General features: G+C 61.2%; 30 protein-coding genes and 1 tRNA gene. 15 read left to right on the top strand and 16 right to left on the bottom strand.

Annotated elements, in window-relative coordinates; all coding sequences use genetic code 11:
- Positions 1-85 precede the first annotated feature (85 nt).
- Entirely contained in the window at positions 86-1,711 is a 1,626-nt protein-coding gene (locus tag AC3WTO_RS14750) for a CHASE domain-containing protein (RefSeq protein ID WP_492461448.1), read from the top strand.
- A gap of 128 nt (positions 1,712-1,839) precedes the next feature.
- On the opposite strand, the gene AC3WTO_RS14755 is transcribed toward AC3WTO_RS14750, so the two are convergent.
- The 5 genes from AC3WTO_RS14755 to AC3WTO_RS14775 all read right to left on the bottom strand — a co-directional run bounded on the left by AC3WTO_RS14755 (position 1,840) and on the right by AC3WTO_RS14775 (position 4,661).
- Entirely contained in the window at positions 1,840-2,088 is a 249-nt protein-coding gene (locus tag AC3WTO_RS14755; protein WP_492461449.1) for a YMGG-like glycine zipper-containing protein, read from the bottom strand.
- Positions 2,089-2,255: 167 nt separating this feature from the next.
- Positions 2,256-2,423, bottom strand: a complete 168-nt coding sequence (locus AC3WTO_RS14760) for a hypothetical protein (protein WP_492461450.1) — start codon at positions 2,421-2,423, stop codon at positions 2,256-2,258.
- Between the two features lie 92 nt (positions 2,424-2,515).
- Entirely contained in the window at positions 2,516-3,577 is a 1,062-nt protein-coding gene (locus AC3WTO_RS14765; protein ID WP_492461451.1) for a sensor histidine kinase, read from the bottom strand.
- Between the two features lie 34 nt (positions 3,578-3,611).
- Positions 3,612-3,776 carry a DUF1328 domain-containing protein gene (locus AC3WTO_RS14770; RefSeq protein ID WP_024922700.1) on the bottom strand — a complete coding sequence of 55 codons (165 nt, stop codon included), beginning with the start codon at positions 3,774-3,776 and terminating at the stop codon, positions 3,612-3,614.
- Positions 3,777-3,866: 90 nt separating this feature from the next.
- A complete protein-coding gene (locus AC3WTO_RS14775; RefSeq protein ID WP_492461452.1) occupies positions 3,867-4,661 on the bottom strand; it encodes a response regulator in 795 nt (264 codons plus the stop codon).
- A 208-nt stretch (positions 4,662-4,869) separates the two neighbouring features.
- Between AC3WTO_RS14775 and AC3WTO_RS14780 the strand changes: the two genes are divergently transcribed.
- The 10 genes from AC3WTO_RS14780 (at position 4,870) to AC3WTO_RS14825 (ending at position 12,316) form a co-directional block, all read left to right on the top strand.
- Positions 4,870-5,061, top strand: coding sequence for a NepR family anti-sigma factor (locus AC3WTO_RS14780; RefSeq protein ID WP_492461453.1), 192 nt, complete (start codon positions 4,870-4,872; stop codon positions 5,059-5,061).
- A 3-nt stretch (positions 5,062-5,064) separates the two neighbouring features.
- The gene (locus tag AC3WTO_RS14785; RefSeq protein ID WP_492461454.1) at positions 5,065-5,613 is read left to right on the top strand and encodes an RNA polymerase sigma factor; all 549 of its coding nucleotides are present in this window, start codon (positions 5,065-5,067) and stop codon (positions 5,611-5,613) included.
- 119 nt (positions 5,614-5,732) lie between these two features.
- Positions 5,733-6,059 (top strand): ElaB/YgaM/YqjD family protein, encoded by a 327-nt coding sequence (locus AC3WTO_RS14790; RefSeq protein WP_492461455.1) that lies wholly within the window; start codon positions 5,733-5,735, stop codon positions 6,057-6,059.
- 13 nt (positions 6,060-6,072) lie between these two features.
- Entirely contained in the window at positions 6,073-6,558 is a 486-nt protein-coding gene (locus AC3WTO_RS14795; protein ID WP_492461456.1) for a hypothetical protein, read from the top strand.
- A gap of 146 nt (positions 6,559-6,704) precedes the next feature.
- Positions 6,705-7,637, top strand: a complete 933-nt coding sequence (locus AC3WTO_RS14800) for a VOC family protein (RefSeq protein ID WP_492461457.1) — start codon at positions 6,705-6,707, stop codon at positions 7,635-7,637.
- 61 nt (positions 7,638-7,698) lie between these two features.
- Positions 7,699-8,322 (top strand): alpha/beta hydrolase, encoded by a 624-nt coding sequence (locus AC3WTO_RS14805; protein ID WP_492461458.1) that lies wholly within the window; start codon positions 7,699-7,701, stop codon positions 8,320-8,322.
- Positions 8,323-8,324: 2 nt separating this feature from the next.
- A complete protein-coding gene (locus AC3WTO_RS14810; protein ID WP_492461459.1) occupies positions 8,325-8,624 on the top strand; it encodes a GNAT family N-acetyltransferase in 300 nt (99 codons plus the stop codon).
- Positions 8,625-8,725: 101 nt separating this feature from the next.
- The gene (locus AC3WTO_RS14815; RefSeq protein ID WP_492461460.1) at positions 8,726-9,262 is read left to right on the top strand and encodes a sigma-70 family RNA polymerase sigma factor; all 537 of its coding nucleotides are present in this window, start codon (positions 8,726-8,728) and stop codon (positions 9,260-9,262) included.
- A 1-nt stretch (position 9,263) separates the two neighbouring features.
- Positions 9,264-9,902 carry an NrsF family protein gene (locus AC3WTO_RS14820; protein ID WP_492461461.1) on the top strand — a complete coding sequence of 213 codons (639 nt, stop codon included), beginning with the start codon at positions 9,264-9,266 and terminating at the stop codon, positions 9,900-9,902.
- 158 nt (positions 9,903-10,060) lie between these two features.
- A complete protein-coding gene (locus AC3WTO_RS14825) occupies positions 10,061-12,316 on the top strand; it encodes a diguanylate cyclase (protein WP_492461462.1) in 2,256 nt (751 codons plus the stop codon).
- A gap of 63 nt (positions 12,317-12,379) precedes the next feature.
- Here the strand turns inward: AC3WTO_RS14825 and AC3WTO_RS14830 are convergent, their stop codons facing one another.
- From AC3WTO_RS14830 to AC3WTO_RS14860, 7 genes are all read right to left on the bottom strand, one after another.
- Entirely contained in the window at positions 12,380-13,261 is an 882-nt protein-coding gene (locus AC3WTO_RS14830; RefSeq protein WP_492461463.1) for a 3-hydroxybutyryl-CoA dehydrogenase, read from the bottom strand.
- A 111-nt stretch (positions 13,262-13,372) separates the two neighbouring features.
- Positions 13,373-14,302 carry an electron transfer flavoprotein subunit alpha/FixB family protein gene (locus AC3WTO_RS14835; protein ID WP_492461464.1) on the bottom strand — a complete coding sequence of 310 codons (930 nt, stop codon included), beginning with the start codon at positions 14,300-14,302 and terminating at the stop codon, positions 13,373-13,375.
- 24 nt (positions 14,303-14,326) lie between these two features.
- The gene (locus AC3WTO_RS14840) at positions 14,327-15,076 is read right to left on the bottom strand and encodes an electron transfer flavoprotein subunit beta/FixA family protein (protein ID WP_492461465.1); all 750 of its coding nucleotides are present in this window, start codon (positions 15,074-15,076) and stop codon (positions 14,327-14,329) included.
- A 245-nt stretch (positions 15,077-15,321) separates the two neighbouring features.
- On the bottom strand, positions 15,322-16,101 hold the full coding sequence (locus AC3WTO_RS14845) for a rhomboid family intramembrane serine protease (RefSeq protein ID WP_492461466.1): 780 nt from the start codon (positions 16,099-16,101) through the stop codon (positions 15,322-15,324).
- Between the two features lie 36 nt (positions 16,102-16,137).
- Positions 16,138-16,719 carry a cob(I)yrinic acid a,c-diamide adenosyltransferase gene (locus AC3WTO_RS14850; protein ID WP_492461467.1) on the bottom strand — a complete coding sequence of 194 codons (582 nt, stop codon included), beginning with the start codon at positions 16,717-16,719 and terminating at the stop codon, positions 16,138-16,140.
- 26 nt (positions 16,720-16,745) lie between these two features.
- Complete coding sequence (locus tag AC3WTO_RS14855) at positions 16,746-16,937, bottom strand: twin transmembrane helix small protein (protein ID WP_492461468.1); 192 nt, start codon at positions 16,935-16,937, stop codon at positions 16,746-16,748.
- A 12-nt stretch (positions 16,938-16,949) separates the two neighbouring features.
- Complete coding sequence (locus AC3WTO_RS14860) at positions 16,950-17,816, bottom strand: SDR family oxidoreductase (RefSeq protein WP_492461469.1); 867 nt, start codon at positions 17,814-17,816, stop codon at positions 16,950-16,952.
- A 56-nt stretch (positions 17,817-17,872) separates the two neighbouring features.
- Between AC3WTO_RS14860 and AC3WTO_RS14865 the strand changes: the two genes are divergently transcribed.
- Positions 17,873-18,724, top strand: a complete 852-nt coding sequence (locus AC3WTO_RS14865) for a YihY/virulence factor BrkB family protein (RefSeq protein ID WP_492461470.1) — start codon at positions 17,873-17,875, stop codon at positions 18,722-18,724.
- Here the strand turns inward: AC3WTO_RS14865 and AC3WTO_RS14870 are convergent.
- Together AC3WTO_RS14870 and gluQRS are read right to left on the bottom strand one after the other, a co-directional pair.
- Entirely contained in the window at positions 18,694-19,581 is an 888-nt protein-coding gene (locus tag AC3WTO_RS14870; RefSeq protein WP_492461471.1) for a DMT family transporter, read from the bottom strand. The genes AC3WTO_RS14865 and AC3WTO_RS14870 overlap by 31 nt on opposite strands.
- A gap of 118 nt (positions 19,582-19,699) precedes the next feature.
- Positions 19,700-20,575, bottom strand: coding sequence for a tRNA glutamyl-Q(34) synthetase GluQRS (gene gluQRS / locus AC3WTO_RS14875; RefSeq protein ID WP_492461472.1), 876 nt, complete (start codon positions 20,573-20,575; stop codon positions 19,700-19,702).
- A 72-nt stretch (positions 20,576-20,647) separates the two neighbouring features.
- On the opposite strand from gluQRS, the gene AC3WTO_RS14880 reads away from it, so the two are divergent.
- Together AC3WTO_RS14880 and AC3WTO_RS14885 are read left to right on the top strand one after the other, a co-directional pair.
- Positions 20,648-21,289: a DNA-3-methyladenine glycosylase family protein gene (locus AC3WTO_RS14880; protein ID WP_492461473.1), complete on the top strand. Its 642-nt coding sequence runs from the start codon at positions 20,648-20,650 to the stop codon at positions 21,287-21,289.
- Positions 21,290-21,417: 128 nt separating this feature from the next.
- Positions 21,418-21,975 carry an HNH endonuclease gene (locus AC3WTO_RS14885; RefSeq protein WP_129412956.1) on the top strand — a complete coding sequence of 186 codons (558 nt, stop codon included), beginning with the start codon at positions 21,418-21,420 and terminating at the stop codon, positions 21,973-21,975.
- A gap of 12 nt (positions 21,976-21,987) precedes the next feature.
- Here the strand turns inward: AC3WTO_RS14885 and AC3WTO_RS14890 are convergent, their stop codons facing one another.
- The gene (locus tag AC3WTO_RS14890; protein ID WP_492461474.1) at positions 21,988-22,503 is read right to left on the bottom strand and encodes a disulfide bond formation protein B; all 516 of its coding nucleotides are present in this window, start codon (positions 22,501-22,503) and stop codon (positions 21,988-21,990) included.
- 90 nt (positions 22,504-22,593) lie between these two features.
- Positions 22,594-23,181, bottom strand: a complete 588-nt coding sequence (locus tag AC3WTO_RS14895) for a YqaA family protein (RefSeq protein WP_492461475.1) — start codon at positions 23,179-23,181, stop codon at positions 22,594-22,596.
- A gap of 197 nt (positions 23,182-23,378) precedes the next feature.
- On the opposite strand from AC3WTO_RS14895, the gene AC3WTO_RS14900 reads away from it, so the two are divergent.
- A tRNA-Leu gene (locus AC3WTO_RS14900) sits at positions 23,379-23,463 on the top strand.
- Positions 23,464-23,535: the final 72 nt, after the last annotated feature.

A 23,535-nucleotide genomic window follows, 5' to 3' on the forward strand; every position in this document is an offset into this window, starting at 1 on the left:
ACCAGGCTAACAAAGCATACCGCTTTCGGTTTGTTTCTCCGTAGTCTAAAAGACCACGGGGGCTCGTGCGGGCTAGCGGCTGATTTTGAAAAAGTATTTCCCGACGATTGCGTTTGTTGCCGTCGCCCTGGCCAGCCTTGTCCTGGCCGGATTCGCTTATTTTGCGTCGCGCGACGCAGCCCGAATCAAATTCGAGGCTGCGGCAGACGATGCTGTCAGCCGCATGGAAAGCCGACTCGACCTGCACATGTCGTTGCTGCGGGCGACGGAGGCATTCTTCAGCGCGCGTTCCGGTGAGGTATCGCGGGCGGAATTCGAAAATTTCTACAAGACGCTCGATGTCGACGGGAATCTCGCAGGTCTGCTTGGCCTGGGTTATCTCAAGCTGGTCAGGCCGGGTGAGGAGGCCGCCGCCGAGCAGGAGATACAGCGCAACTACGGGCTCAGCCGAACGATCGCTCCGGCCGCGGGCGTTCCCTGGCATGCGCCGGTGATGCTGCTCGAGCCGGCCGAAGAGGAAAGCAAGCGCTATCTCGGTTTCGATGTCGCTGCCGATCCAGCCTCGCGAACGGCCATGGAGCAGACCATGGCCGACAACAAGCTGCACACGAGCGGCCGGCGCATGCTCGACCCGCTGTCCAGTTGGAAAGACCAGGCGCCGGCGATGGTGACCGGGTTCGTGATATTCGCCAGGCTTGGCTCGCAGGATGCGGCGCATAGCGGGGATCCCGTGGCGGGCACGAGGGGGTTCCTCTATGCGATCTTCCGAGCGCGCGACTTGTTCGACGTCATTCTCGGCAAGGCGCCGCGACTGCCCGTCAACATCGAGGCCTACGACCAGTCGATCGATGCGAACAACCTGCTGTTTCGGTCGGAAGAACCGCCGGTGCATGGCTTCGGTCTCAAGACCGTGCGCATGATCGAGGTCGCTGGCCGGCCGTGGGCTATCGTGCTGCGGCCGACTGCCGAATTCACCGAACCGTCATCCCCTTTCGTTCCGGTGGTGCTCGGACTGTTCGGCCTGCTGCTTGCGGGCACGATCGCGATGATTGCGCGCTATCAGGAGCGGGCATTCGATGCGGCGTCGCAACTTCATGAGGCCACCGAAAAGAGCCTTCTGGAGAAGGATCTGATGCTGCAGGAGATGCGGCACCGGATCAAGAATTCCATAGCCCGGGTCCTGGCTATTTCGCGCCAGACGGCGGCGCATTCGGCCGACCTCAAGGATTTCTCCAATTCGTTCTCGGCAAGGCTTCAGTCGATGGCTGCCTCGCAGGACATGCTGACACGCTCGCGTCGCCAGCAGGCCGATCTTGGCGATCTCCTGCGTGTCGAACTCAGCCAGGTGTTTGGCAAGGACCTGCCCGACGACCTGCTTTCCGGTCCGCAGGTCATGCTGGATGAGACCATGACACAGGCTCTCGGGCTTACTTTCCATGAGCTCGCCACCAACGCGTTGAAATATGGCGAAGCCGGCAATTCGGTCGGTGCGCTGAAGGTGGATTGGAGACTGGAAGGCAAGGGACGCGAGCGGACCTTGGCATTCAACTGGATTGAAACAGGAAAGACCAAGCTGGAGGCTCCGTCCAAGACCGGTTTTGGCACGCGCCTGATCGACATGAACATCACGCGCGAGTTGCGCGGGACGATCGAGCGCGAGTTCCGCGAAGACGGTTTGCGGGTAAGGGTCCGGCTTCCCTATTCAAACTGAGATGGCCGCGGGGCGGCCTTGGCCAGACAAAAAAGAGGCCGGCAAAACCGGCCTCTTTCGTCTGAGCATTTTGTAACCACCTGGCGAGCGTTTCCGTGAAAAACGGAACCGCTCCAGTACCGCGCTGATCAGTTACAGCGACGGGTGTAGATACGACCGGTGTCCGGATCGCGATACTGGCAGTAGCCATTGCGAAGGTTGCGGACCAGCAGGCCCGAACCGGCGCCGATAGCCGCGCCGATCGCTGCGCCCTTCCAGCCGCCAACGGCGCCGCCAATGAGCGCTCCGGCCCCGGTACCTACGGAAACGTCCTGTTCGGTGGTCGTGCAAGCGCTGAGGGCAAGTACACCCACCAGAGCCAAAATAGTCTTACGCATCAATTCACTCCTCTCGCTTGAAGTCCCTCGCATTGCAGCGCGGCGTCCACTTCCAAGCGGTTCTTTAGCATGGCTAGATGGATTTTGTCTGCCCCCTCAGTCGCTTGGCTCGCAAGGTGGTCTTTTTCGAGGCAGGCGCGGGTGCGAATGGGAGCTTCAGCGAGGAGTCAAGCCAACAGGATCAAGGTCACGATCAGCGCCATCGCGCCGGCGATGACAAGCAAGACAGGTGCTGGTGTCAGGTTTCGGGATTTCGTTTCCGAGGTCGCGACCTCTTCGAAGTTGCCCAGCGAAAGGCGCGCTGCGCGCTCCAAACCCTGCATGTCGCTGGTCACCGCGATATCTCCCACTCCGAATCTGCGCGCCAGTCTATTCAGACGCCGGCAAAGTATCGGAAATCATGGTGAATATCGGGTTAAGGTTTGGATCAGTCCGCGGCGAAGTTGCCGGCGGGCACCACCAGATGGTACTCGACGCGGTCATCGGAGATTTCGAACGTGGCCATTCCATCGAGCGCGGCGGGTACCACCCGCTCCAGCGCCACCGAGCCGAAACGCTTCTGTTCCGGACCGCTGCAGGAAGGGAACCGTTCGTTCCAGCGCAGCCACAAAGCCGGCGGGTTCGCATCGAGATCCGCGAGCCCGGCGGTGACGTCGACTACAGCGTCCGATTGCGAGAGCGCGCCATAGCTCATTGAGTTGACGACGAGCTCGTGCACGGCAAGGCCGATATGGAGCGCCGCGTTCGGGTTGAGGAACGGGTCGACGCCTTCGAAACGCAGGCTGCGGGAAGGATCGGCACCGTAGCGTTCCATCTGGCCTTCGATCAATTCGCGCAGCCGCGCGCCGCGCCAGTTGGAAGACGTCACCAGATCTTGTGAGGAGGAAAGCGATTGCAGCCGGCCCCGGAAGCGGGTCAGAAAATCACCGATATCGCTCGAATAGCGGCCGGTTTGGCTGGCAATGCCCTGGATGATGGCCAGCAGGTTCTTGGAGCGGTGGCTGACCTCACGCAGCAGCGTCTTGAGCGTCTGCTCACGGCGCTTCTGCTCGGTCACTTCGATCCAGGTCGACACGATGCCCTGGATGGTGCCGTCGTCGTCCAGGTCGGCGTCGAGCCAGATGTCAAACCAGCGCACACCGTCTTCATGCGGCATGCTGACCTCGATACGCCCGGATTCCCCGGTTTCCAGCACATGGCGCTGGGCGGCTTCGATCCTCTCCAACTGCGCCGGAGGCAAGCCGCCGCCTTTTTTCTTCGGTACCAGCGGAGCCAGGATGTTGCGCGTCCAGACCTTGGTCAGCGACCGATCATGGTAAGCGACATAGATGCCGGTATGGCGCAGCGCGATGTTGAAGGCGCGTCGAATCTGCGCATCGCAACCGGGAGGCAGGTCATCCTGCGCGAGTCTCTCGGTCTGGTCGACTCGTGCCGCTGTCGCGGCCTCGGCAACCACCGTCTGAATGTTTTCGTTGGCCGGCAGGCTCATAGCGCGCTTTCCGCGATATTGGCTGCGGAGCCGTTCATGCCCGTTTGAAGATACCGGCGAGCAGAGAGATCACCAGGAACGCCAGGAAGATGAAGAACAGAATCTTGGCCAGACCCGCCGATGCTCCGGCTATGCCGCCGAATCCGAGAGCGCCGGCCACGATCGCCACGACCAGAAACACCAGCGCCCAGTAAAGCATGAACCGACTCCTTTGTTAGATGCGGCAGAACGTGCTGCCGCCCTTGTTTGTTCCGCTCTGGTGCGAAAAACACGATTGGAGCCGTCTTCGTCAAGCTGCAGCCTTAGCCTGGCGGTCAAAGAAGAGCGCCTGGCTGATTAGCGCCTTGACCATATCGGGGTTGAACGGCTTGGTGACGAGGAACGTCGGTTCCGGCCTTTCCCCGGTGAGCAAGCGCTCGGGGAAGGCGGTGATGAAGATGACCGGCACGGATGCCGTCCTCAAAATGTCGTTGACGGCATCGATGCCGGAACTGCCGTCGGCGAGCTGGATGTCCGCCAGCACCATCTTCGGCCGTGCCTTGGCGAAAAGGGCCACGGCTTCGGTCTGGGTGCGGGCGATGCCGACGACGCGATGGCCGAGGCTTTCCACCATCTCCTCGATGTCCATGGCGATCAACGGCTCGTCCTCGATGATGAGGATGTCGGTAGCGACCTGGCGGGAAATCTCGTTGCTCGCCTCGACGAGCAGCTCGGTGAAGCGATCTTCGGCGATGCCGAGGACTTCGGCGCCCTCAGCCTCGCTGAAACCTTCTACAGCCACCAGCAGGAAGGCCTGGCGCGGCAGTGGTGCGAGGGCATCGAGATTGGCGACCGCGCGTTCTTCCCAGCCGGTCGGCTCCTCGCCCTTGGGAACGCGGATTGCAACGGATGTGAAGAGTTTGGCGAAAATCTTGTAGAGCGCGATGCGATCCGAGGAGCTTTCCGGGAAGATGGATGTGTCTGCGATGATCGCCTCAAGCATCGTCGCCACCATGGCATCGCCGCTGTGTTGAGAACCGGAGACAGCGCGGGCGAACCTGCGCAGATAAGGAAGATGCGGCGCGATAGTGGCGGACAAACCCATGACAAACGGCTCCCTCGGATGGCGTCTCTGTGTTGTAACAGATAGAAGTATACATATACCCGGGACAACGAACGTTTCCGCCATGAAAAAGTTCCACCATGGCGGAACCATTGTCCAGGGGAGACGTTACGAGCCAACCAAGCGAATGGATAAATGGTAGCTTGTTGGATCAAGCCGAAAACAGCTCGGGGGACTGGACAAAAGGCGAATGAAGGACACCACCAAGACTGGCGCCGGCGTGCGCCAGGCCGGTTCTGCCGACACGCTCGGCGCCAATTCTGAAATCGGCCGCAAGCTCAAACAATATTATGATGGACTCGTCTCGGACGAAGTTCCGGATCGATTTGCCCAGTTGCTCGCGCAACTGGAACAGGTCGAACCAGGGCGCAAGAAGGACTGACGCATGTCCGCATCCGAGGGCTTTCGGACCGACCTGCTCGGCGCGATTCCAAGTCTGCGCGCCTTTGCGGTGTCGCTGACGCAGAATGCCGACCGCGCCGACGACCTTGTTCAGGAAACCCTGGTCAAGGCGTGGGACAAGCAGGACAGCTTCCAACTGGGCACCAATCTCAAGGCGTGGCTTTTCACCATCCTGCGCAACGAGTTCTATTCGCAGATGCGCAAGCGTGGCCGTGAGGTCCAGGACAGCGACGGCATCATGACGGCGCGGCTGGCCATTCATCCATCCCAGCACGGGCAGCTCGATCTCAAGGACTTCCGTGCTGCGCTCGAGCAACTGCCGGAAGATCAGCGCGAAGCGATCATCCTGATCGGCGCTTCCGGCTTTTCCTACGAGGAAGCAGCGGAAATCTGCGGCTGCGCGGTCGGCACCATCAAGAGCCGCGTCAGCCGGGCTCGCACCCGGCTTCAGGAAATCCTCCAGATTTCCGGCGATGAGGATTTCGGCCCGGATGCGATCTCTTCCCAGGTGACAGGATCATCCGTCCTCTAGACCTGCCGTCTTTGTGGCTGGACGGAGGTGTCAAAACCAACTTCAATGGAACCGGCCGTTTGCGAACGGGTTGAGGTGGTGCCGGGCACGCAGGCGCGGCAAGATGCAGGGAGTTCAGCATGGCCAAGACCACGGACAAGATCAGCGCAACCGCCCGGTCCGCAGAGGACCTCGAGGCCGACATCCGCCAGTTGCAGGCCGATATCGCGACCTTGACCAAGCAACTGGCCGAAACCGGCGAGTTGGGCTTCGGCGCCGCACGCCGGGCTGCCGCCCAGGGCGCGGAACATCTGCGTGAGCGAGGCGAGGCTGCGATGGAAAAGTTGCGCGGCAACGCGCATGACATCGAGGATCAAATCGCGGCCACGGTTCGTGAAAAGCCGATGACGGCCTTGGCCGTCGCCGCCGGCGTCGGTTTCCTTTTCGCGCTTCTGTCGCGGCGCTGAGTTCCGGCGGCTCGTGAAACCGCTGGCTTCACTCCTGATAAGCCTCGTCACCGGCGAAGCGGGTACTGCCGTCAGGCATGTTCGCGGCGCGGCGGTCGCGTATGGTCTGGCTCTGCTTGCCGCATTGACCGGGGTGGGTTTCCTGCTCCTTGCAGCTTATCTCTGGGCTGCAACGCGCTTCGGCGCGATCAACGCGGCGCTTGGCTTCGGGGCAGGGTTCTTGATGCTAGCCGGTCTCGTGCTGCTGGTCTACCGCATGGCTGCCAGAAAGCGCGCGCGCCGTCGTGCCGAGCGCCGCAAGAGTGACCTGACCGCACTTGCCATCGCCGCCGGGTTTGCTGCGTTGCCGGAGCTGCTTCGCAGCAAAGAGGGGCTCGGTGTGCTGCTCGGGCCGCTTGCGGCGTTTCTCGCCTATGCCGTCTACAGGGAGAATTCCGGCAAGCCCGACCCTACGGAAGGGGACGAGAAACCCAATCCGGACTCTTCGATGCAATCCTGATACCTATCTGTGAACGGTGATGATTTCATCGTTCACAATCAGAGCACAGTCCATTCTGTCTTCGCTGTCTTTGCCCGCACCGGCCGTACGCTCATATTGGCGTCGACAGTGGCCAAGGGGCCGCGCCGGAGAGAAAGGGCAAAATCATGCTCAATCAGATCAAAGGCCTGCATCACGTCACCTCGATGGCCGCCGATGCACGCCAGAACAATGATTTCTTCACGCACAAGCTTGGCCTGCGCAGGGTCAAGAAGACGGTCAATTTCGACGCGCCGGACGTCTATCATCTCTACTATGCAGACGAGTTCGGCACGCCGGGCTCGGTGATGACCTATTTCCCGTTCCCCAATATCGGCAAAGGTCGCCAGGGTGTGGGAGAAGTCGGAACCACAGTGTTCTCCGTGCCCGAAAACACGCTGCCTTACTGGCAGCAGCGTTTTGCGGAGCAGGGTGTCACCGATGTCGCGGCCGAAGAGACGTTTGGAGAAAAACGGCTGCAATTTTCAGGGCCGGACGGCGACGGTTTTGCGCTGGTCGAAGACAAGGCCGACAGGCGCGCTCCCTGGCTCAGCGGCGGGGTTTCCAGCGATGAGGCGATCCGCGGCTTCCATTCGGTGTCGATGCGGCTGAAGGACGGCGGTGCCACGGAAGAGCTGCTCAAGTTCATGGGCTATGAAGAAATCGACCGTGCCGGCAATGTCGCCAGGCTGGCGCTGAAAAATGGCAATGGTGCCAATGTGATCGACCTCGAAACCCTGCCGGCGGCTTCGTTTGCAGGGCTGGGAGCAGGGTCGGTGCATCATGTCGCCTTCGCAGTCGACGATCGCGCCGCGCAACTCGAAGTCCGCAAGGCACTGATGGACACCGGCTATCAGGTGACGCCGGTGATCGACCGGGATTATTTCTGGGCGATCTATTTCCGCACGCCTGGCGGGGTGCTGTTCGAAGTCGCGACCAATGAACCAGGTTTCGATCGGGACGAAGACACCGCACATCTTGGCGAAGCGTTGAAGCTGCCCGCGCAGCATCAGCATCTTCGACCTTATCTCGAAAAGCACCTGCAGCCGCTGGAAGGCTGAATCCGATACCCGTCGCCAGTTGTGTGGCGGGTATCATCTAGAAAATGGACAGGAGGGTAGAATGTCGAGCAATTCCTACATCCATGAGATTCTGCCGGGCATTTCCGGCGGCTCGATGTTGTTCGTGTTCCACGGCACAGGTGGAGATGAGCGCCAATTCCTGGCGCTCGGGCGGGATCTGGTGCCTACTGCAACGATCGTATCGCCGCGCGGCGACGTGTCGGAATTCGGAGCGGCACGGTTTTTTCGCCGCACCGGCGAAGGGGTCTACGATATGGACGACCTCGCCCGAGCGACCGCCAAGATGGCCGATTTCGTTCAGGCGCATGTCGAAGCGGCACAGCCGTCGGCGGTGCTGGGACTGGGCTACTCCAATGGCGCCAATATCCTGGCGTCCTTGATGTTCGAACAGCCTGAGCTGTTCGATGCGACCGTGCTGATGCATCCGCTGATCCCGTTTGCGCCGCAGATAAGAGGCAGTCTTGCCGATCATCGCGTGCTCATCAGCGCCGGCAGGCGCGATCCGATCTGCCCTCCGAACCTCACCAGCCGGCTCGATACCTATTTGCGTGCCGCGGGTGCCGATGTCACAGTGGAATGGCACGAGGGTGGCCACGAGGTGCGGCCGAACGAAATCGAAGCAGCAAGGCGGCTCTTCTCCGCCGAACCGGTGAAGGGAGCCTAGTCATGGCCGATGAGTTGCCTCAGATCGAACTTGAGGACCACGGCTCCAAAGGCCGCTACGTGTTGCGTGGCGCCGGCGGAGCGGAAGCCGAAATGACGTTCACCAAGATTGGTGAACACAAGATCATCATCGATCATACCGAAGTCCCCGACGCCTTTCGCGGGCAAGGTGCTGGCCTGAGGCTGGTGACGCGCGCGGTCGAAGATGCACGCGCGGCGCAAAAGAAGATCATCCCGCTTTGCCCATTTGCGGCAGCGCAGTTCCGGCGGCATGCCGAATGGGCCGATGTTCTTGCCACATGAATACCTTCGCCCGGCCGTCTCAACGATTTTTGACGTGGATTTGAGGTCTCCTTCGCGTAACAACTCGTCGTGTCGATGCGAATAACGTTGGAGCGGTGCCTGTGGCGGGCATGAATGAAGCCGAGCTTGCCCGATTGATGCGGGCGGCGACCGCAGGTGACGAGAAAGCCTATGCCGAGTTCCTGCGCGGAACCGCAGCGATCGTTCGCGGCTTTGCGCGGCGCAAGATCGTGCAAGGCGGCGTTGATCCCGAGGATGTCGTGCAGGAGACTTTGCTGGCCATTCATCTCAAGCGGCATACCTGGCGTCAGGATGCGCCGATCCTGCCGTGGATCTACGCCATTGCCCGCTTCAAGCTGATCGATGCGTTCCGCCGCCGCGGTCGCCGCATTGAGGTGGCTGTCGACGATTTTGCCGAAACGCTGGCCGAGCCGCAGCAGGAGACGGTCAGCGAACGCGACATCGGCCGTGCTCTCGATGGCTTGCCTGCGGGCCAGCGTTCGGTGGTTGCCTCGATTTCAGTCGATGGCAATTCAATCGGTGAGACGGCGCAAAAACTCGGCATGAACGAAACAGCAGTGCGGGTCGCGCTGCATCGTGGACTGGCGGCCATCGCCAAGCGGTTCGGGCGAGACTGAGATGAAGACGGACGAACTGATCAAGACACTGGGCGCGGATGCGAAGACGACGGCCATGCCACTTGGCAGGATGTGGCTTGCGGTGCTGGCATTTGCTGTGGTTGTGGCCGCTGCCATGTTTTTCATGACTATCGGCATGCGCCCCGATTTCATGCAGGCCGTACGGACGATCCGCTTCCTCTTCAAATTCGTCTTCACGCTCACCCTGGCTATCACTGCTTTCCTGATGTTGCGGATGCTGGCCATGCCGGGGGCGCCGGCGAGCCGATATGGGCGCTGGCTACTTGCTGCCCCGCTCCTCATGGCAATCGCCGTCGTGCTCGAACTGCTGGTGATGCCAGCGAGCGACTGGGGCAAGCGTCTCATCGGCAACAACATGATGGTTTGCCTGGGGTTCATCCCCTTGATCGGGCTCATCCCCCTTGCGGCGATCCTGATCGCATTGAAGCAGGCAGCGCCGACAAGGCCGGCATTGTCCGGAGCTGTCGCGGGAGTGTTGGCAGGCGCGCTGGCTGCAACGTTTTACGCGGCGCACTGCAGCGACGATTCACCGCTGTTCGTCGCGACATGGTACAGTCTGGGCATTGCCGCACTGGGAGCGGCCGGAGCGTTGACGGGTCGCTTCTTCCTGCGTTGGTAAAGCGGCAGATAAAACAGAAAAATCTTATAGATGCAGGTTTTTGCGAGTTTATCTCGCTGTGGCTCCAAAGGGAGGACGGGCCCTCTATGCAATCATTGCTTAAATGAGATACTTCATAGTGGTGGTGAAGGGATGCGCCTAACTAGGTAGATAACGTTGTGACGTTTCACCAGTACGAGGGACGTGGTCCGGGCAAGTATCTTTCGGCGATTGCGCTGGGCTTGGGTTTCTGGTTGGCGGCTGCGGTGTCGATCCTGCTGTCGCGAGTGGGCGATGGTGTTGCCACTGTCTGGCTAGCTTCCGCGCTCGCCTTCGTGATGCTGGCCAGGCGCCGGTTTGCTGCCAGCTGGATCGACTACGCAGCGATCGCGCTCGCCACCATGGCCTCCAACGTCGCCTTCGGTTCATCCTGGAAAATGGGCGTCCTGTTCGCGGTGATCAACGGCGGTCACACGGCACTGTCACTCTGGTTGGTTGAGCGCTTCGCCGGTGGCCTGCCCGTGAAATCCGATCCGCCGGCGCGCATATTCTCGCTCATCCTTTTTCTGACTGCCGTGGTCACCGATGCGATCACCGGCGTGGCTTTTGCCGGGGTCACATTTTTTCTGCATGGCTGGCCGGTTGTCCCTACCGCCTGGACGTTCCTGTCCGGGAATGCGTTGGGATTCGCGCTGCTTTTGCCATTCCTGATGTATGTGTCGCGGCGCGAAAGTGCGGCCGTGATCGAACCGCGCGCCCTGTTGCGGGTCGTCCTGATGGCTGCAATCTGCGCCGGCCTGGCTTATCTGGCACTCAGCCACAGCCGCTTCCCCTTCGCGCTGGCAATGCTGCCCCTGATGGTCATCGCGCCAAGATTGGCCCATCTCGAATTGGCGCTTGTTTGCTGCTTAACCGGCGCGACATGCGTTGCCGCGGCGATGGGCGGCTTCATGCCAGGGGTCAATGGCGGCGTTGAAATGTTAAGCGACGGCTTCCAGGTCTCGGTCGCCATCATCGTTTCCACACCGTTCCTGGTCGGCCTGTTCATCAAGCAGATCAGCGAAGACCACGCACGCATCGCCGATGCCGAGACGCGCTGGAATTTTGCGCTTGCCAGTGCCGGCCAGGGCGTCTGGGACGCCGACATGCGCAACAACACCGTTCAATATTCGAGCACCTGGAAACATATGCTCGGTTATGAAGAGCACGAACTGGGCAACGATCCAGATCTATGGCTCGAGCTTGCGCATCCGGACGATGTCCCTCGCATGGTTGCCGCTGATCGCGAACATATGGCAGGGCGCACGCTCGAATATAAACTCGAGTACCGCATGCGTCACAAAAGCGGCCGCTGGATCTGGATATCGGATCACGGCAAGGCGATCGAACGCGAACCTGATGGGCGTGTGGCCCGAGCGATCGGATCCGTAACAGACATCACGGAACGCAAGGAGGCCGAGGAGCGGTTGATCGTGTCGGCGGCGCTGCTTGCCGACGAGAAGGAACGGCTGCGTGTCATGCTGCAGTCGATCGGCGATGCCGTCATCGGCACCGACGCTGAAAACCGCGTCACTTTCATGAACCCAGTCGCGGAAAAGCTGACCGGCGCCACCAGCATGGCTGCCCTCGGCAAACCGCTGGGTTTCGTCTACCGCGCTGTCGACGAGGAAACCGGGCGGCGGCTCGATGAACCGCATCTGGCTGACAACAGGCTCGAACGGTCGGAGCAGAACAACCGGGCACTGCTTGCTCGAAGCGACGGTACGCGCTTCAGCATTCGCCAGGTGGTGTCGCCGATCCTGAACGAGCTGAATGAATTCAGCGGCTCGGTCATTGTCTTCCAGGACTTTACGGATGCGCGAACATTGCAGCGGCAACTTGCCCATGCAGCGACCCACGACGCACTGACTGGTCTCGCCAACCGGCCGAGTTTCATACGCACCGTCGAGGACCTTCTCGACAAGGCGAGGCAAGATTCCTCTCGCTACCAGTTGATGTTCATCGACCTGGATCATTTCAAGCCGGTCAACGACACCAGCGGGCATGCCGCCGGTGATGCGTTGTTGCGGCAGGTGGCCTCGACGATCAAGGCGGCTCTTGCGCCGACCGATATCGTTGCCAGGTTTGGTGGCGACGAATTTTCGGTGGCCCTGATGTCGCCGTTGCTCGCCGACGCGGAAAGATCGGTTCAGGCAGTGCTCGACGCAGTGAGTGCGCTGGAATTTTCGTGGGATGGCCAGACGCACCGCGTCTCTTCCAGCATTGGCCTGACGTCGATCGCAGCGGATTCCGGAGAGGCCAACGAGATCATCGCGAGAGCCGACGCAGCCTGTTACGCCGCCAAAGCGGCTGGACGCAATTGCGCGTTCGTGGCGCTGCCTGGTTCCGCGCCGGGGGCCGCCACTCCGATGGCACGGGTGGCGACGGGAACCTGAAATTTCGAAAGCGCAATCATGCCTGCGCGCCGCGATGGACGCACAAGGCCTGCTTGTTTCGCTTTAGCGTGTAGGCACGGGATGTTCGCCGCGATAGTCGTAAAAGCCGCGGCCGGATTTCCGGCCGAGCCAACCGGCCTCGACATATTTCACCAGCAGCGGGCAGGGGCGATATTTGGAGTCCGACAGGCCGTCGTGCAGCACCTGCATGATCGACAGGCAGGTGTCGAGGCCGATGAAGTCCGCGAGCTGCAGCGGCCCCATCGGGTGGTTGGCGCCGAGTTTCATGGCGGTGTCGATGGCCTCGACGGAGCCAACGCCCTCATAGAGCGTGTAGATGGCCTCGTTGATCATCGGCAACAGGATACGATTGACGATGAAGGCCGGGAAATCCTCGGAGACGGTGATCGTCTTGTCGAGCTGTTTCACATAGGCCTTGGCCAGTTCGAAGGTGTGGTCCTCGGTCGCGATGCCGCGCACCAGTTCGACCAGTTTCATGACCGGCACGGGATTCATGAAATGAATGCCGATGAACCGCTCCGGCCGATCAGTCTGGGCGGCAAGGCGGGTGATCGAGATCGAAGACGTGTTGGTAGCGAGCACGGCTGTCGGATTGAGCTGCGGGCAAAGCTGCGCGTAGATCTTGCGCTTGACCGTTTCATCTTCGGTGGCGGCTTCGATCACAAGGTCTGCAGCGGCGAGATCCGCCATGGCAGCAGCCGAGCCGATACGTGAGACGGCGTCCTTGCGCTCTTTCTCGTCCAGCTTGCCGGAAGCGACCTGGCGGGCGAGGTTGCCGCTGATCGTGGCAATGCCCTTTTCGATACGGTCGACGGAGACATCGTAGAGCAGGACGTTGTAGCCGGCCAATGCCGAGACATGGGCGATGCCGCCCCCCATCTGGCCCGCGCCGATAATGCCGATCGTTTCGATCTTGCCGGTCATTCTTTTTATCCCGCCAACGCTTCTTCTTGATTTTGTGCAATGCAAACTAAATGGCCGGGGTAGGTTTCGTCTACCCCGGCCATCATATTTAATACCGATCCAGAAAGAGCGTCAAAGCGCCTTTTGGAGTTCCGGCAGCACCTGGAAGAGGTCGCCGACGATACCATAATCGGCCACCTGGAAGATCGGCGCTTCCTCGTCCTTGTTGATGGCGACGATGACCTTGGAGTCCTTCATGCCCGCGAGGTGCTGGATGGCACCGGAAATGCCGCAGGCGATGTAGAGGTCCGGCGCCACCACCTTGCCGGTCTGGCCAACCTGCCAGTCGTTGGGGGCGTAGCCGGCATCGACCGCAGCACGGCTGGCGCCGACGGCGGCGCCGAGCTTGTCAGCCACGGGAAGGATGACTTCCTGGAACTTCTCCGCCGAACCGAGTGCGCGGCCGCCCGAAATGATGATCTTGGCCGAAGTCAGTTCCGGACGGTCACTCTCCGACAGTTTGTTCTCGACAAAGGTCGAAAGGCCGGGATTGGCGGCGGCAGACACTGTCTCGACCGAAGCCGAGCCACCTTCCGGCGTTGCCTGGAAAGAGGCGGTACGCACAGTGATGACCTTCTTGCTGTCAGTTGCCTGCACCGTCTGGATGGCGTTGCCGGCGTAGATCGGGCGCTTGAAGGTGTCGGCCGAAACCACTTCGATGATTTCCGAGACCTGAGCAACATCGAGCAGTGCAGCGACGCGCGGCGCGACGTTCTTGCCCGACGAGGTCGCTGCAGCGACGATGGTGTCGTAATTGCCGGCCAAGGAAACGACCAGCGCGGCGGTCGGCTCGGCGAGGCGTTCGGCCAACTCTTCGGCTTCAGCCAGCAGCACCTTGCGCACGCCCTTAAGCTTGGCTGCGGCGTCGGCTGCTGCCTTGGCGCCCTTGCCGGCAACCAGGACGTCGACATCGGAGCCGATCTTGAGGGCAGCCGAGAGCGCCTTGGCGGTCTGGTCGGAAAGCGAGGTGTTGTCGTGTTCGGCGATGAGGAGGATTGCCATGTTCTTGATCCCTTTCCGCTTCGCTTAAAGCACGCCGGCTTCGTTCTTGAGCTTGTCGACAAGCTCGGCCACCGTCTTGACCTTGACACCGGCCTTGCGGCCGCCCGGTTCCTCGGTCTTGATCACCTTGAGGCGCGGCTTGATGTCGGCGCCGAAATCGGCGGCAGTCTTTTCATCCAGCGGCTTCTTCTTTGCCTTCATGATGTTGGGCAGCGAAGCATAACGCGGCTGGTTGAGGCGCAGATCCACCGTCACGATGGTCGGCATTTTCAGTTCGACCGTCTGCAGGCCGCCGTCAACTTCACGGGTGATCCTGGCCTTGTCGCCAGCCAGTTCCACCTTCGAGGCGAAAGTGCCCTGCGACCAGCCGAGAAGGGCTGCCAGCATCTGGCCGGTCTGGTTGGAATCGTCGTCGATCGCCTGCTTGCCGAGAATGACCAGGCCAGGCTGTTCGGCGTCGACGACACCTTTCAGCACCTTGGCGACACCCAGCGGCTCGACGGCTTCGTCGGCCTTGACGAGGATGGCGCGGTCGGCGCCCATGGCGAGAGCGGTGCGGAGCGTCTCCTGCGCCTGCGCGGCGCCGATCGAGACCACGACGATCTCTTCGACCTTGCCCGCTTCCTTCAGGCGGATCGCCTCTTCGACCGCGATCTCGTCAAACGGGTTCATAGCCATCTTCACATTGGCGAGTTCCACGCCCGAACCGTCCGCTTTCACACGAACCTTCACATTCGCATCGACGACCCGCTTCACGGGCACCAGGACTTTCATCTGTCTCTCACCTCTCAAAGATGCATTCGGGGCGCTATAACAGTACCGGCCCGCTCAGGGTTGTCGAATGCCGACATTTCGGACGCAAATTCTGTAGTTCGCCCGCCAGCTTCGGCCGCCTGCACGGTGGCTGACAGGGCTGCCGCAGGCGCGCGGACCGTAGTTGCGGGCGCTATCCGCGTCAATATCGGCAAAAGGTCCAAATCGGTTGAAAACCGCACTGGCGTAACCGGAAAGGCAAGGCCCTATTGTCTGCCCCAGCGTGATGCCGGCTTCACTTCCGTTGGGGTAGGCAGGGGAGGCTGTACCGTCTCCGCCGACGTTGCGGTCGGAGCGGTTTCCTCCTCGTTCTCGAGCAGTGGGACGCCGCGACTGCGCAGCACCAGCACGAGGATGGCACCGGTGACGATGCCGCCAATATGGCAGGCCCAGGAGATCTGCTGGTCGCCGCCCATCCCAAACATGACGAACTGCAAAAGCACCCACAAGATCAGCACGATGTAGGCCGGTAATCTGAGTGGAATACGGGCAAAGGCCAGAACCCATACTTTCACACGCGGATAGAGGATCAGATAGGCTGCGACGACACCGGCTATTGCCCCAGAGGCGCCGATCAGCGGCTGTTCGGAGCCTGGTGCGACAAAGCCGTGGAAGAAGGCGCCGCCGGCCGCGCAGGCGAGATAGAAGATCAGATAGCGGACGTGACCGAGCGCGTCCTCGACATTGTCACCGAAAACCCAAAGGAACAGCATGTTGCCGCCAAGGTGCCAGATATCGGCATGGAGGAAAGAGTAGCTCAGATAGCTGAGCTGTTCGGGAATGACGACGAATTGCGGCGACAGTTCCGCGATGTCATGGACCACGGAAGGGATGAAACCATAGCTGAGCGTGGCGCCCGCCGCATAGTCGTCTCCGCCGACACGCGTCACCAGATAGATCGCGACGTTGAACAGGATCAGCGCGATATTGACGTAGGCGTAGCGGATGCGGCGCAGGTGATTGGAATCGTAAAGCGGAATGAACATGCGGCCGGTTTCCGCCCCTCTTCCACTGATGCCAAATCAGCGGTTCTTGCCGGGCACCCATAGCACGTCGGCGTTTCCGTTGTCATTGACCGTGCGCGCGGCCACGAACAGGAAGTCCGACAGGCGGTTGACGTATTTGAGTGCCTCGGCGCCAACCTTTTCATCCGGGTTTTGCGCCAGAGCCACCATGACGCGTTCGGCGCGGCGGGTGATCGCCCGGGCGAGATGCAGTGCAGCCGCCGCCGGAGTGCCGCCGTTAAGGATGAAGGATTTCAGTGGCTGCAGGTCCCTGTTGAGCAGATCGATGTCCGTCTCGACACGTTCGACCTGCGAGGCAATGATGCGCAGCGGTTCGTATTCCAGCGGCTTGCCATCGTCCGGCACGGAAAGGTCGGCGCCGAGATCGAACAGATCGTTTTGAACCCGGCCAAGCATCACGTCGATCGCAGGGTGGGCAACTGCAGTGTGCAGACGTGCCAAGCCGATGCAGGCATTGGCTTCGTCGACTGTGCCGCACGCCTCTATGCGCAGATCGGATTTCAGCCGCCTTGCCCCGGTCCCGAGCCCGGTGGTGCCGGCATCGCCGGTGCGGGTGTAGATCTTGTTGAGTTTGACCATGCGTGTCCTCCCGCCCGACCGCAGGTTTATTTGCGCGTGAAGTAGACCGCGAGCATGATGAAGACCAGTGCCAGGAACTGCAGCAAAACGCGCGCCTGCATGAGTTTGTTCGATGTGACCCCGGAGCCGCCGCGCAGCATGTTGATGAGGCCGCGGATCAGCACAGCGACCACGGCCACCATGACGACGATGGCGAGGGTTTTGAAAACAGTATCCATGGCGTGTTCCGTTCAAGCGCGCTTGGCAAGGATGCGGTAGAGCATGGAGGCCGGCAACAGGCGTTTCAGCGCGACCCCGATTCTGGCCAGCATCGTTACCACATAGTGCGGCCGGGGGCGTTGCGACAGAAGCGCATGGGTCAGCACTTTGTAGACGGCTTCCGGTCCAAGTTTGTAGGGCGAACGGATTCCGCCCTGCTCAAGGCGCCGCAATTGTGCCCGATAGGCGGTGCGATGCACCGAATTCTCATGATCGATATGTTTCAGGAACCAGGGCAGGCCATTGCTTGCGAACTTCGAGGCAATTGGCCCGGGTTCGATCAATGAGACATGGACGCCGCTGCCTTCCAGTTCCTGGCGCAGGCACAGCATCAATCCTTCCAGCGCGTGTTTGGACGCGGCATAGGCACCACGAAACGGCACTGGTGTAAGGCCTAGAATCGACGAGCAATGAACGATGCGGCCATGTCCCTGGGCACGCATCACAGGCACTATGCGGCGGGTAAGATCGTGCCAGCCGAACAGATTGGCTTCGAACTGTTCACGCAAGGCTTCGACCGGCAAGTCCTCGACGGCGCCGGGTTGGGCATAGGCACCGTTGTTGTAGAGCGCGTCGAGCCGGCCGCCGCTGCGTTCGAGCACAGTCTCAACCAGGCTTCTGATCGCTTCCGGCTCGCGATAGTCGAGATAGAACGCCTCGATGCCGTCGGCTTCCAGCGTCGCAATGTCCTGCGATTTGCGGGCCGTTGCGAAGACCCGCCAGCCGTCTGCCTTCAAGGCGCGTGCGCAATGGGCGCCAATGCCTGACGAGGCGCCGGTGACGATGATCGTACGGGGCGCCTGGGATGATGTACTGGAGGATGCGGCGAGGCTTGCCATTTGCCGCAATCACTTCCCATATTCGCCGCCTGGAAACAACTGGAGGAACAGTATCGTTGCTACGCACCATCGTCGCCTTTCGCCGCGTGCTCTACGATGCGGCCGGCCATTTCAACAATGACGACGGCTGGGCGATGGCCAGCCATCTGGCGATCACCTCGCTGATGGCGCTGTTTCCGTTCCTCATCTTTGCCACCTCGCTGGCAAGTTTCCTTGGCGCGCAAGCTTTCGTAGAGACGATCGTACCACTGCTGTTCGACACCTGGCCGGAGCAGATTGCGAAGCCGATTGCGCAGGAGGTTATCAACGTACTCACGGTCCGGAGAACGGACCTTCTGACCTACGGCGTGCTGCTTGCCGGTTTCTTCGCCTCCAATGGTATCGAGGCGGTGCGCACTTCCTTGAACAGGGCCTATCGCATGACGGAGACGCGCTCGATCTTCTTTCGTCGCACGCAGAGCATCATCTTCGTGCTGATCGCTGCCGTAGGCTTCCTGGCGATCAGTCTTCTGCTGGTTTTCGCGCCGCTGATCGCACGTCTGGCGGAGGCGCATTTCCATTGGATCGGCCCCTATATGGGCACGATCACGCTATGGCGCTTCGTCATCGCCTCGGCGGTCATCGTGTTCGCGCTTTTCGCCGTGCACATCTGGCTGCCGATGGGGCGGCGCAGCATCGTGTCGATCCTCCCAGGGATTGGCTTCACGCTGGTCGGCTGGCTGGTGGGGTCGACGATCTTCGCCTCCTACCTCGACCATTTCTCGTCCTATGTGACGACCTATGCCGGCCTTGCCTCGATCATGATCGCGGTGGTCTTCCTCTACATCGTCTCCGTGATCTTCATCCTGGGCGGAGAACTCAACGCCGCCATCAGCCGCTATGCTGAAGCACGCGCCCGCGTCGGCTGAGCCGTGGCCAGCCCGACGCCGAAGGTGGTGATGGCCATGCCGACGATCTGGACCAGGTTCAGATGTTCGTCGAACAGGATCCAGGCCATGACTGCGGTCACAGCCGGAACCAGGTAGAACAGCGAGGCGACCTTCGACATCGCGCCGTCACGGATCATCACCATCAACAGGAAGATGGCACCGACCGAAAGCACCAGCACGAGCCATGCCATGGCGAAGATGAAGTCGCCATTGACGGTGAAGACGCGGGTCTCAAGGGCAAAGCTGGCAATCGCCATGACGGCCGTGCCGCCGACATATTGCCAGAAGGTCGAGGCGACGAGGTTGCCGGATGATCCGAAACGTTTCTGCCAGACGGTGCCCGCGCTCATGGCTATGACCGAAATGATGGAGGCGGTGAGGGTAGCGGCTGTGACGCCGCCGCCCAAGGCACCGATCTTCGGCCACAAGACGGTTACGACGCCGATAAAGCCGATGGCCAGGCCCGCCCAATGTCGAGGCTGGATGTCCTCGCCAAGAAGCTTGCCCGCCATGACCGCGGTGATCAGCGGCTGCAGGCCGACGATCAGAGCCGAGATGCCGGCAGGCAGGCCACGATGGATCGCCCAGAACACAGCGCCGAGATAGATGCCGTGCATCAGAATTCCAGCGATGACGGCGTGCTGGGCCTGTGTGCGGTTTGGCCAGGGCGCCCTGAGGAGCACGACCAGGACGGCGAACAGAATAGCGGCGATGGCGAAGCGGATAGCCAGAAAGGTGAACGGCTCGGCCCACGGCATCGCATAGCGGGCACCGATGAAACCCGTCGCCCACAGCACGACGAATGTGGCGGGAATGAACCGCTTGAGCTCGTGCATGGATGACCAACCGCTTTCCGATGGAGAATGTGCCGCTCTAACCCTGTAGTTGGGCCGCGCAAAGCAAAAACCGCTTACTTTTAAAGTAACGCGAATTGAAGCTGCTGTTGGAGCGTGCCTATAGGCCAAGCATGTGGCGAATGCTCTCGGGCGTCGCGCCGGCGGCCCGCAATGTGGTCAGTCCGGTATCCTTGAGGCTCTTTGAGAGCTTGCGACCGTCCGGACCAACGATCAGTCGATGGTGGAAGTAGGCTGGTTGCGGCACGTCGAGCAGTTCCTGCAGCAATCTCTGCACCGCTGTGGCCTGGAACAGATCCTTACCACGCACGACATGGGAGATGCCTTGCAAGGCATCGTCCAGCACGACGGACAGATGGTAGCTGGTCGGAGTATCGCGACGCGCCAGGATAACGTCCCCCCAGTCCTGCGGTCTTGCCGGTACATCTCGCTTTGTCGACAGGCTCGTATCTTCGAATTCCGTCCAGGACAGATCAGCACCAACCCGCAACAATGCCGCTGCGACATCGAGCCGCCAGGCGAAAGGCGTCCCCTCGGCCATGCGTGCTTTACGCTCCCTCCGGGACAGGGCCTTGTCGACCGCCGGATAGAGCGGCGCACCATCCGGGTCGCGTGGCCAGTCGCGCCCGCGCCGTTCGCGTTCGCTGATGAAAGCGCGGATGTCGCCGCGGCTCATGAAAGCGGGATAGACGAGTTCGTCGGCGATCAGTCCCTCGAGCGCCGCCCGGTATTCGTCGAAATGCTCGGACTGGCGCCGTACCTGTTCTGTCCAGCCTATGCCAAGCCATTCGAGATCGCGGTAGATGCCGGCTTCGAATTCCGGTGTGCAGCGCGTGGTGTCGATGTCCTCGATGCGCAGCAGAAGTCGCGCACCGGTATTTTCCGCCAGTTTCTGGTTGAGCAGCGCCGAATAGGCGTGGCCAAGGTGCAGGTCGCCGTTCGGACTGGGGGCGAAACGAAATGTCAGGAGTGTCATCGACCGGCAGCAATCGGGTTTTGCAAGCGTTAGCCGGATTGCTACCTTGCCGGCCTTTCCGGGACAAGGAACATGCAGCGGATCACCTCTCTCAATGACATCGGCATGGGCTTGGATGCCTTGTGTGGCATCGATCCGCGCCTGGAAACGGTGCGTGCCTTTGCCGGCGACGTGCCTTTGCGTCTTTCGGAGCCGGGCTTTGCCAGCCTTGCTTCCATCATCGTCTCGCAACAGGTGTCGCGCGCCAGCGCCGATGCCATATTCGGCCGCTTGACCAGGCTGCTGGATCCGTTGACGCCCGAGGCTATTCTTGGTGCCGGCGAGGACGTCTTTCGCGAGGCTGGACTGTCACGACCCAAGCAGCGCGGACTGCTCGCCGTCGCGGCGGCGGTCGCGAATGGACTTGACCTGCATCATCTCTGCTCACTGGAAGCTGGCGAAGCAATTGCCGAGCTCACCGCTGTTCCGGGCATCGGTCCCTGGACGGCGGAATGCTACCTGCTGTTCGCAGCAGGTCATCCCGACGTGTTCCCGGCACGCGACGTCGCGCTGCAGAGCGCGGTCGGTCACGCGCTGTCGATCGACCCTCGTCCGCCTGAGAAAAAGCTCATCGTACTGGCCGAATCATGGGCGCCCTGGAGGGGCATCGCGGCGCGACTTTTCTGGTCCTACTACAGGGAATTGAAGGGCAGGGACGCCGCTCCACCCGTTTGAGCCGTAAAAAAGCTTAAAAATCATGCTCTTTTGAGGGGTGCCCGATACGGCTTTCCGCTTCACATCCCTGTCATGTCGGGCTTACAGTATCCGCGCCGTTCGGTTCGAGAACCAAGGAGGCAAACAACGTGACGGTTGCCGTATCTCCGGATGGGCTTCCCGCACTGGTGCTGAATGCGGATTATCGTCCGCTCAGCTATTACCCGCTGTCGCTCTGGTCCTGGCAGGACGCGATCAAGGCGGTGTTCCTCGATCGCGTCAACATCGTCGCCGAATACGAACACGCAGTCTCGTCGCCGAATTTCTCCATGAAACTGCCGTCGGTCGTCAGCCTCAAGGCCTATGTGAAACCGTCGCGATACCCGGCCTTCACGCGTTTCAACGTGTTCCTGCGCGATCGCTTCCAGTGCCAGTATTGCGGGACGCCAGAGGATCTCACCTTCGACCACGTCGTCCCGCGTCATCGCGGCGGTGCGACGACGTGGGAAAATGTGGTCGCCGCCTGCTCGCCCTGCAATCTGCGCAAGGGCGGCATGATGCCCTCCCAGGCCAAGATGTGGCCGCTGCAGAAACCCTATCAGCCGACCGTGCACGATCTGCACAACAACGGCCGTCTCTTCCCACCCAACCATCTGCATGAAAGCTGGATGGACTATCTCTACTGGGATGTGGAACTGGAGCCCTGAGGCTTTCTCCGTTTACGCGCGCTTAAAAGCTCCGCGGAAGGCGACCGCCGCCAGGATCAGGCTCGCAATGGCGTTCCAGCCGGCCAGCGACAGCCCGAGGATGCGCAAGGCGGCCTTGTCGCAGGACGGCGGTACGAACTTGTCAAGCGCATCGAGCACGCCATTGCCACCGGTGTCGACCGGAGCCGCGACGTTGGTGCAATCGGTCGGGCCGGGCCACCAGCCCCATTCGACGCCGGAATGGAATACGCCGAGATAGAGGCCGTAGACCATGAGCAGGCCGCCGACGATCAGCAGGGCGCGAGTGATCCATACAGGGAATTTGAAGACAGCTGCGAGGACCGCAAGCAGCATCAGCGGTGCGCCGATATAATAGGGGATGCGCTGTTCATAGCAGAGCTTGCAGGGGATGTAGCCACCTATGTACTGGAAGGCGAGCGCAGAACCGACGGTGGCGGCCATGGCCACGGTCAGGAACGCCGCGGTAAGCATCGGAGCGCGCTGGGTGGGCGTCGTCGCTTGGGACATCTGGTTTGCTCCTGGTGTCGGCGGTTTACAGACCGTTGTTGCTACGCAATTCCGGACGGAAAACCGCCCCACACTTTTCCTGGAATTGCTCTAGAGGGCGTATTTGGCGGCGAAATACAGCAGAATGAGGATAATTGCGGCGGCCCCGGCCAACAGACCGAGACGCTTTTCGATGAAGTCGCGGATCGGTTCGCCATAACGCCGCAAGAGCCAGGCCAGCAACAGGAAGCGGCCACCGCGAGCCACGATGGCGAGCACGATGAACAGCAGAAGGTTGACGCCGATGACACCGGACAGGATCGTCACCACTTTGATCGGCGGCAGATGCGCGGCTCCCGACGTGATCAGCATCAGGATGATGAAGCCGATGCCGGACGAGGTGCGAAGGGCCTCGAACTCATCGTATTTGCCGTAGAATTCGAGCACGGGCTTGGCGACGGCTTCATAGGCGTAGTGGCCGATGAACCAGCCGGCGACGCCGCCAAGGACGGAGGCGACGGTAGCGATAAGCGCGTAGCGGTAGGCGCGATCCGGGCGCGAGAGCGCCATAGGCAGGTAGAGCACGTCGGCCGGCACGAGGAAGACCGAGCTTTCGACGAACGCAATGAAGGCGAGCCACCACTCGGCCGATTTCCGCGCCGCCAGTGACAGCGTCCAGTCGTAAAGTCCGCGAAGCATGCAGCCCCCTTCTTGGTGAGCGTCATGCTCTAGAAAGAATTTCTTGGCCACACAATGGCGAGGCCTTCACGAAAGCGAAAGGTCGCACCGCCGTGGGCTCAAGTTTCTTGCGATTTCCGTCCGCCGCTGTGCTGCGCCAGTTGACGAACCGGTGCGCGACCGTATAGTCCGCGCCCATCTGGACCGCCCGGTCCGGGGCCCCTATGGCGGAATTGGTAGACGCGCTCGACTCAAAATCGAGTTCCGCAAGGAGTGCTGGTTCGATCCCGGCTAGGGGCACCATTTTTCTATCTCACGCCAGTTCGCTTCGCTCACGGCTCCGATGGGGCGGCCTGACGGCCGACGGACTGTCGT

The organism is Mesorhizobium sp. EU05-FHT14A09 (assembly GCF_058790995.1).

What these genes read in the sequence shown, in the direction of transcription:
- AC3WTO_RS14770 (WP_024922700.1), bottom strand. Translation starts at nt 3,776, where the DNA reads ATGCTTTACTGGGCGCTGGTGTTTCTGGTCGTGGCGATCGTGGCCGGC.
- AC3WTO_RS14790 (WP_492461455.1), top strand. Translation starts at nt 5,733, where the DNA reads ATGGCCAAGACCACGGACAAGATCAGCGCAACCGCCCGGTCCGCAGAG.
- AC3WTO_RS14805 (WP_492461458.1), top strand. Translation starts at nt 7,699, where the DNA reads ATGTCGAGCAATTCCTACATCCATGAGATTCTGCCGGGCATTTCCGGC.
- AC3WTO_RS14755 (WP_492461449.1), bottom strand. Translation starts at nt 2,088, where the DNA reads ATGCGTAAGACTATTTTGGCTCTGGTGGGTGTACTTGCCCTCAGCGCT.
- AC3WTO_RS14850 (WP_492461467.1), bottom strand. Translation starts at nt 16,719, where the DNA reads ATGGTCAAACTCAACAAGATCTACACCCGCACCGGCGATGCCGGCACC.
- AC3WTO_RS14855 (WP_492461468.1), bottom strand. Translation starts at nt 16,937, where the DNA reads ATGGATACTGTTTTCAAAACCCTCGCCATCGTCGTCATGGTGGCCGTG.
- AC3WTO_RS14780 (WP_492461453.1), top strand. Translation starts at nt 4,870, where the DNA reads ATGAAGGACACCACCAAGACTGGCGCCGGCGTGCGCCAGGCCGGTTCT.
- AC3WTO_RS14840 (WP_492461465.1), bottom strand. Translation starts at nt 15,076, where the DNA reads ATGAAAGTCCTGGTGCCCGTGAAGCGGGTCGTCGATGCGAATGTGAAG.
- AC3WTO_RS14785 (WP_492461454.1), top strand. Translation starts at nt 5,065, where the DNA reads ATGTCCGCATCCGAGGGCTTTCGGACCGACCTGCTCGGCGCGATTCCA.
- AC3WTO_RS14860 (WP_492461469.1), bottom strand. Translation starts at nt 17,816, where the DNA reads ATGGCAAGCCTCGCCGCATCCTCCAGTACATCATCCCAGGCGCCCCGT.
- AC3WTO_RS14820 (WP_492461461.1), top strand. Translation starts at nt 9,264, where the DNA reads ATGAAGACGGACGAACTGATCAAGACACTGGGCGCGGATGCGAAGACG.
- AC3WTO_RS14775 (WP_492461452.1), bottom strand. Translation starts at nt 4,661, where the DNA reads ATGGGTTTGTCCGCCACTATCGCGCCGCATCTTCCTTATCTGCGCAGG.
- AC3WTO_RS14810 (WP_492461459.1), top strand. Translation starts at nt 8,325, where the DNA reads ATGGCCGATGAGTTGCCTCAGATCGAACTTGAGGACCACGGCTCCAAA.
- AC3WTO_RS14870 (WP_492461471.1), bottom strand. Translation starts at nt 19,581, where the DNA reads ATGCACGAGCTCAAGCGGTTCATTCCCGCCACATTCGTCGTGCTGTGG.
- AC3WTO_RS14890 (WP_492461474.1), bottom strand. Translation starts at nt 22,503, where the DNA reads ATGTCCCAAGCGACGACGCCCACCCAGCGCGCTCCGATGCTTACCGCG.
- AC3WTO_RS14765 (WP_492461451.1), bottom strand. Translation starts at nt 3,577, where the DNA reads ATGAGCCTGCCGGCCAACGAAAACATTCAGACGGTGGTTGCCGAGGCC.
- AC3WTO_RS14845 (WP_492461466.1), bottom strand. Translation starts at nt 16,101, where the DNA reads ATGTTCATTCCGCTTTACGATTCCAATCACCTGCGCCGCATCCGCTAC.
- AC3WTO_RS14800 (WP_492461457.1), top strand. Translation starts at nt 6,705, where the DNA reads ATGCTCAATCAGATCAAAGGCCTGCATCACGTCACCTCGATGGCCGCC.
- AC3WTO_RS14835 (WP_492461464.1), bottom strand. Translation starts at nt 14,302, where the DNA reads ATGGCAATCCTCCTCATCGCCGAACACGACAACACCTCGCTTTCCGAC.
- gluQRS (WP_492461472.1), bottom strand. Translation starts at nt 20,575, where the DNA reads ATGACACTCCTGACATTTCGTTTCGCCCCCAGTCCGAACGGCGACCTG.
- AC3WTO_RS14880 (WP_492461473.1), top strand. Translation starts at nt 20,648, where the DNA reads ATGCAGCGGATCACCTCTCTCAATGACATCGGCATGGGCTTGGATGCC.
- AC3WTO_RS14895 (WP_492461475.1), bottom strand. Translation starts at nt 23,181, where the DNA reads ATGCTTCGCGGACTTTACGACTGGACGCTGTCACTGGCGGCGCGGAAA.
- AC3WTO_RS14830 (WP_492461463.1), bottom strand. Translation starts at nt 13,261, where the DNA reads ATGACCGGCAAGATCGAAACGATCGGCATTATCGGCGCGGGCCAGATG.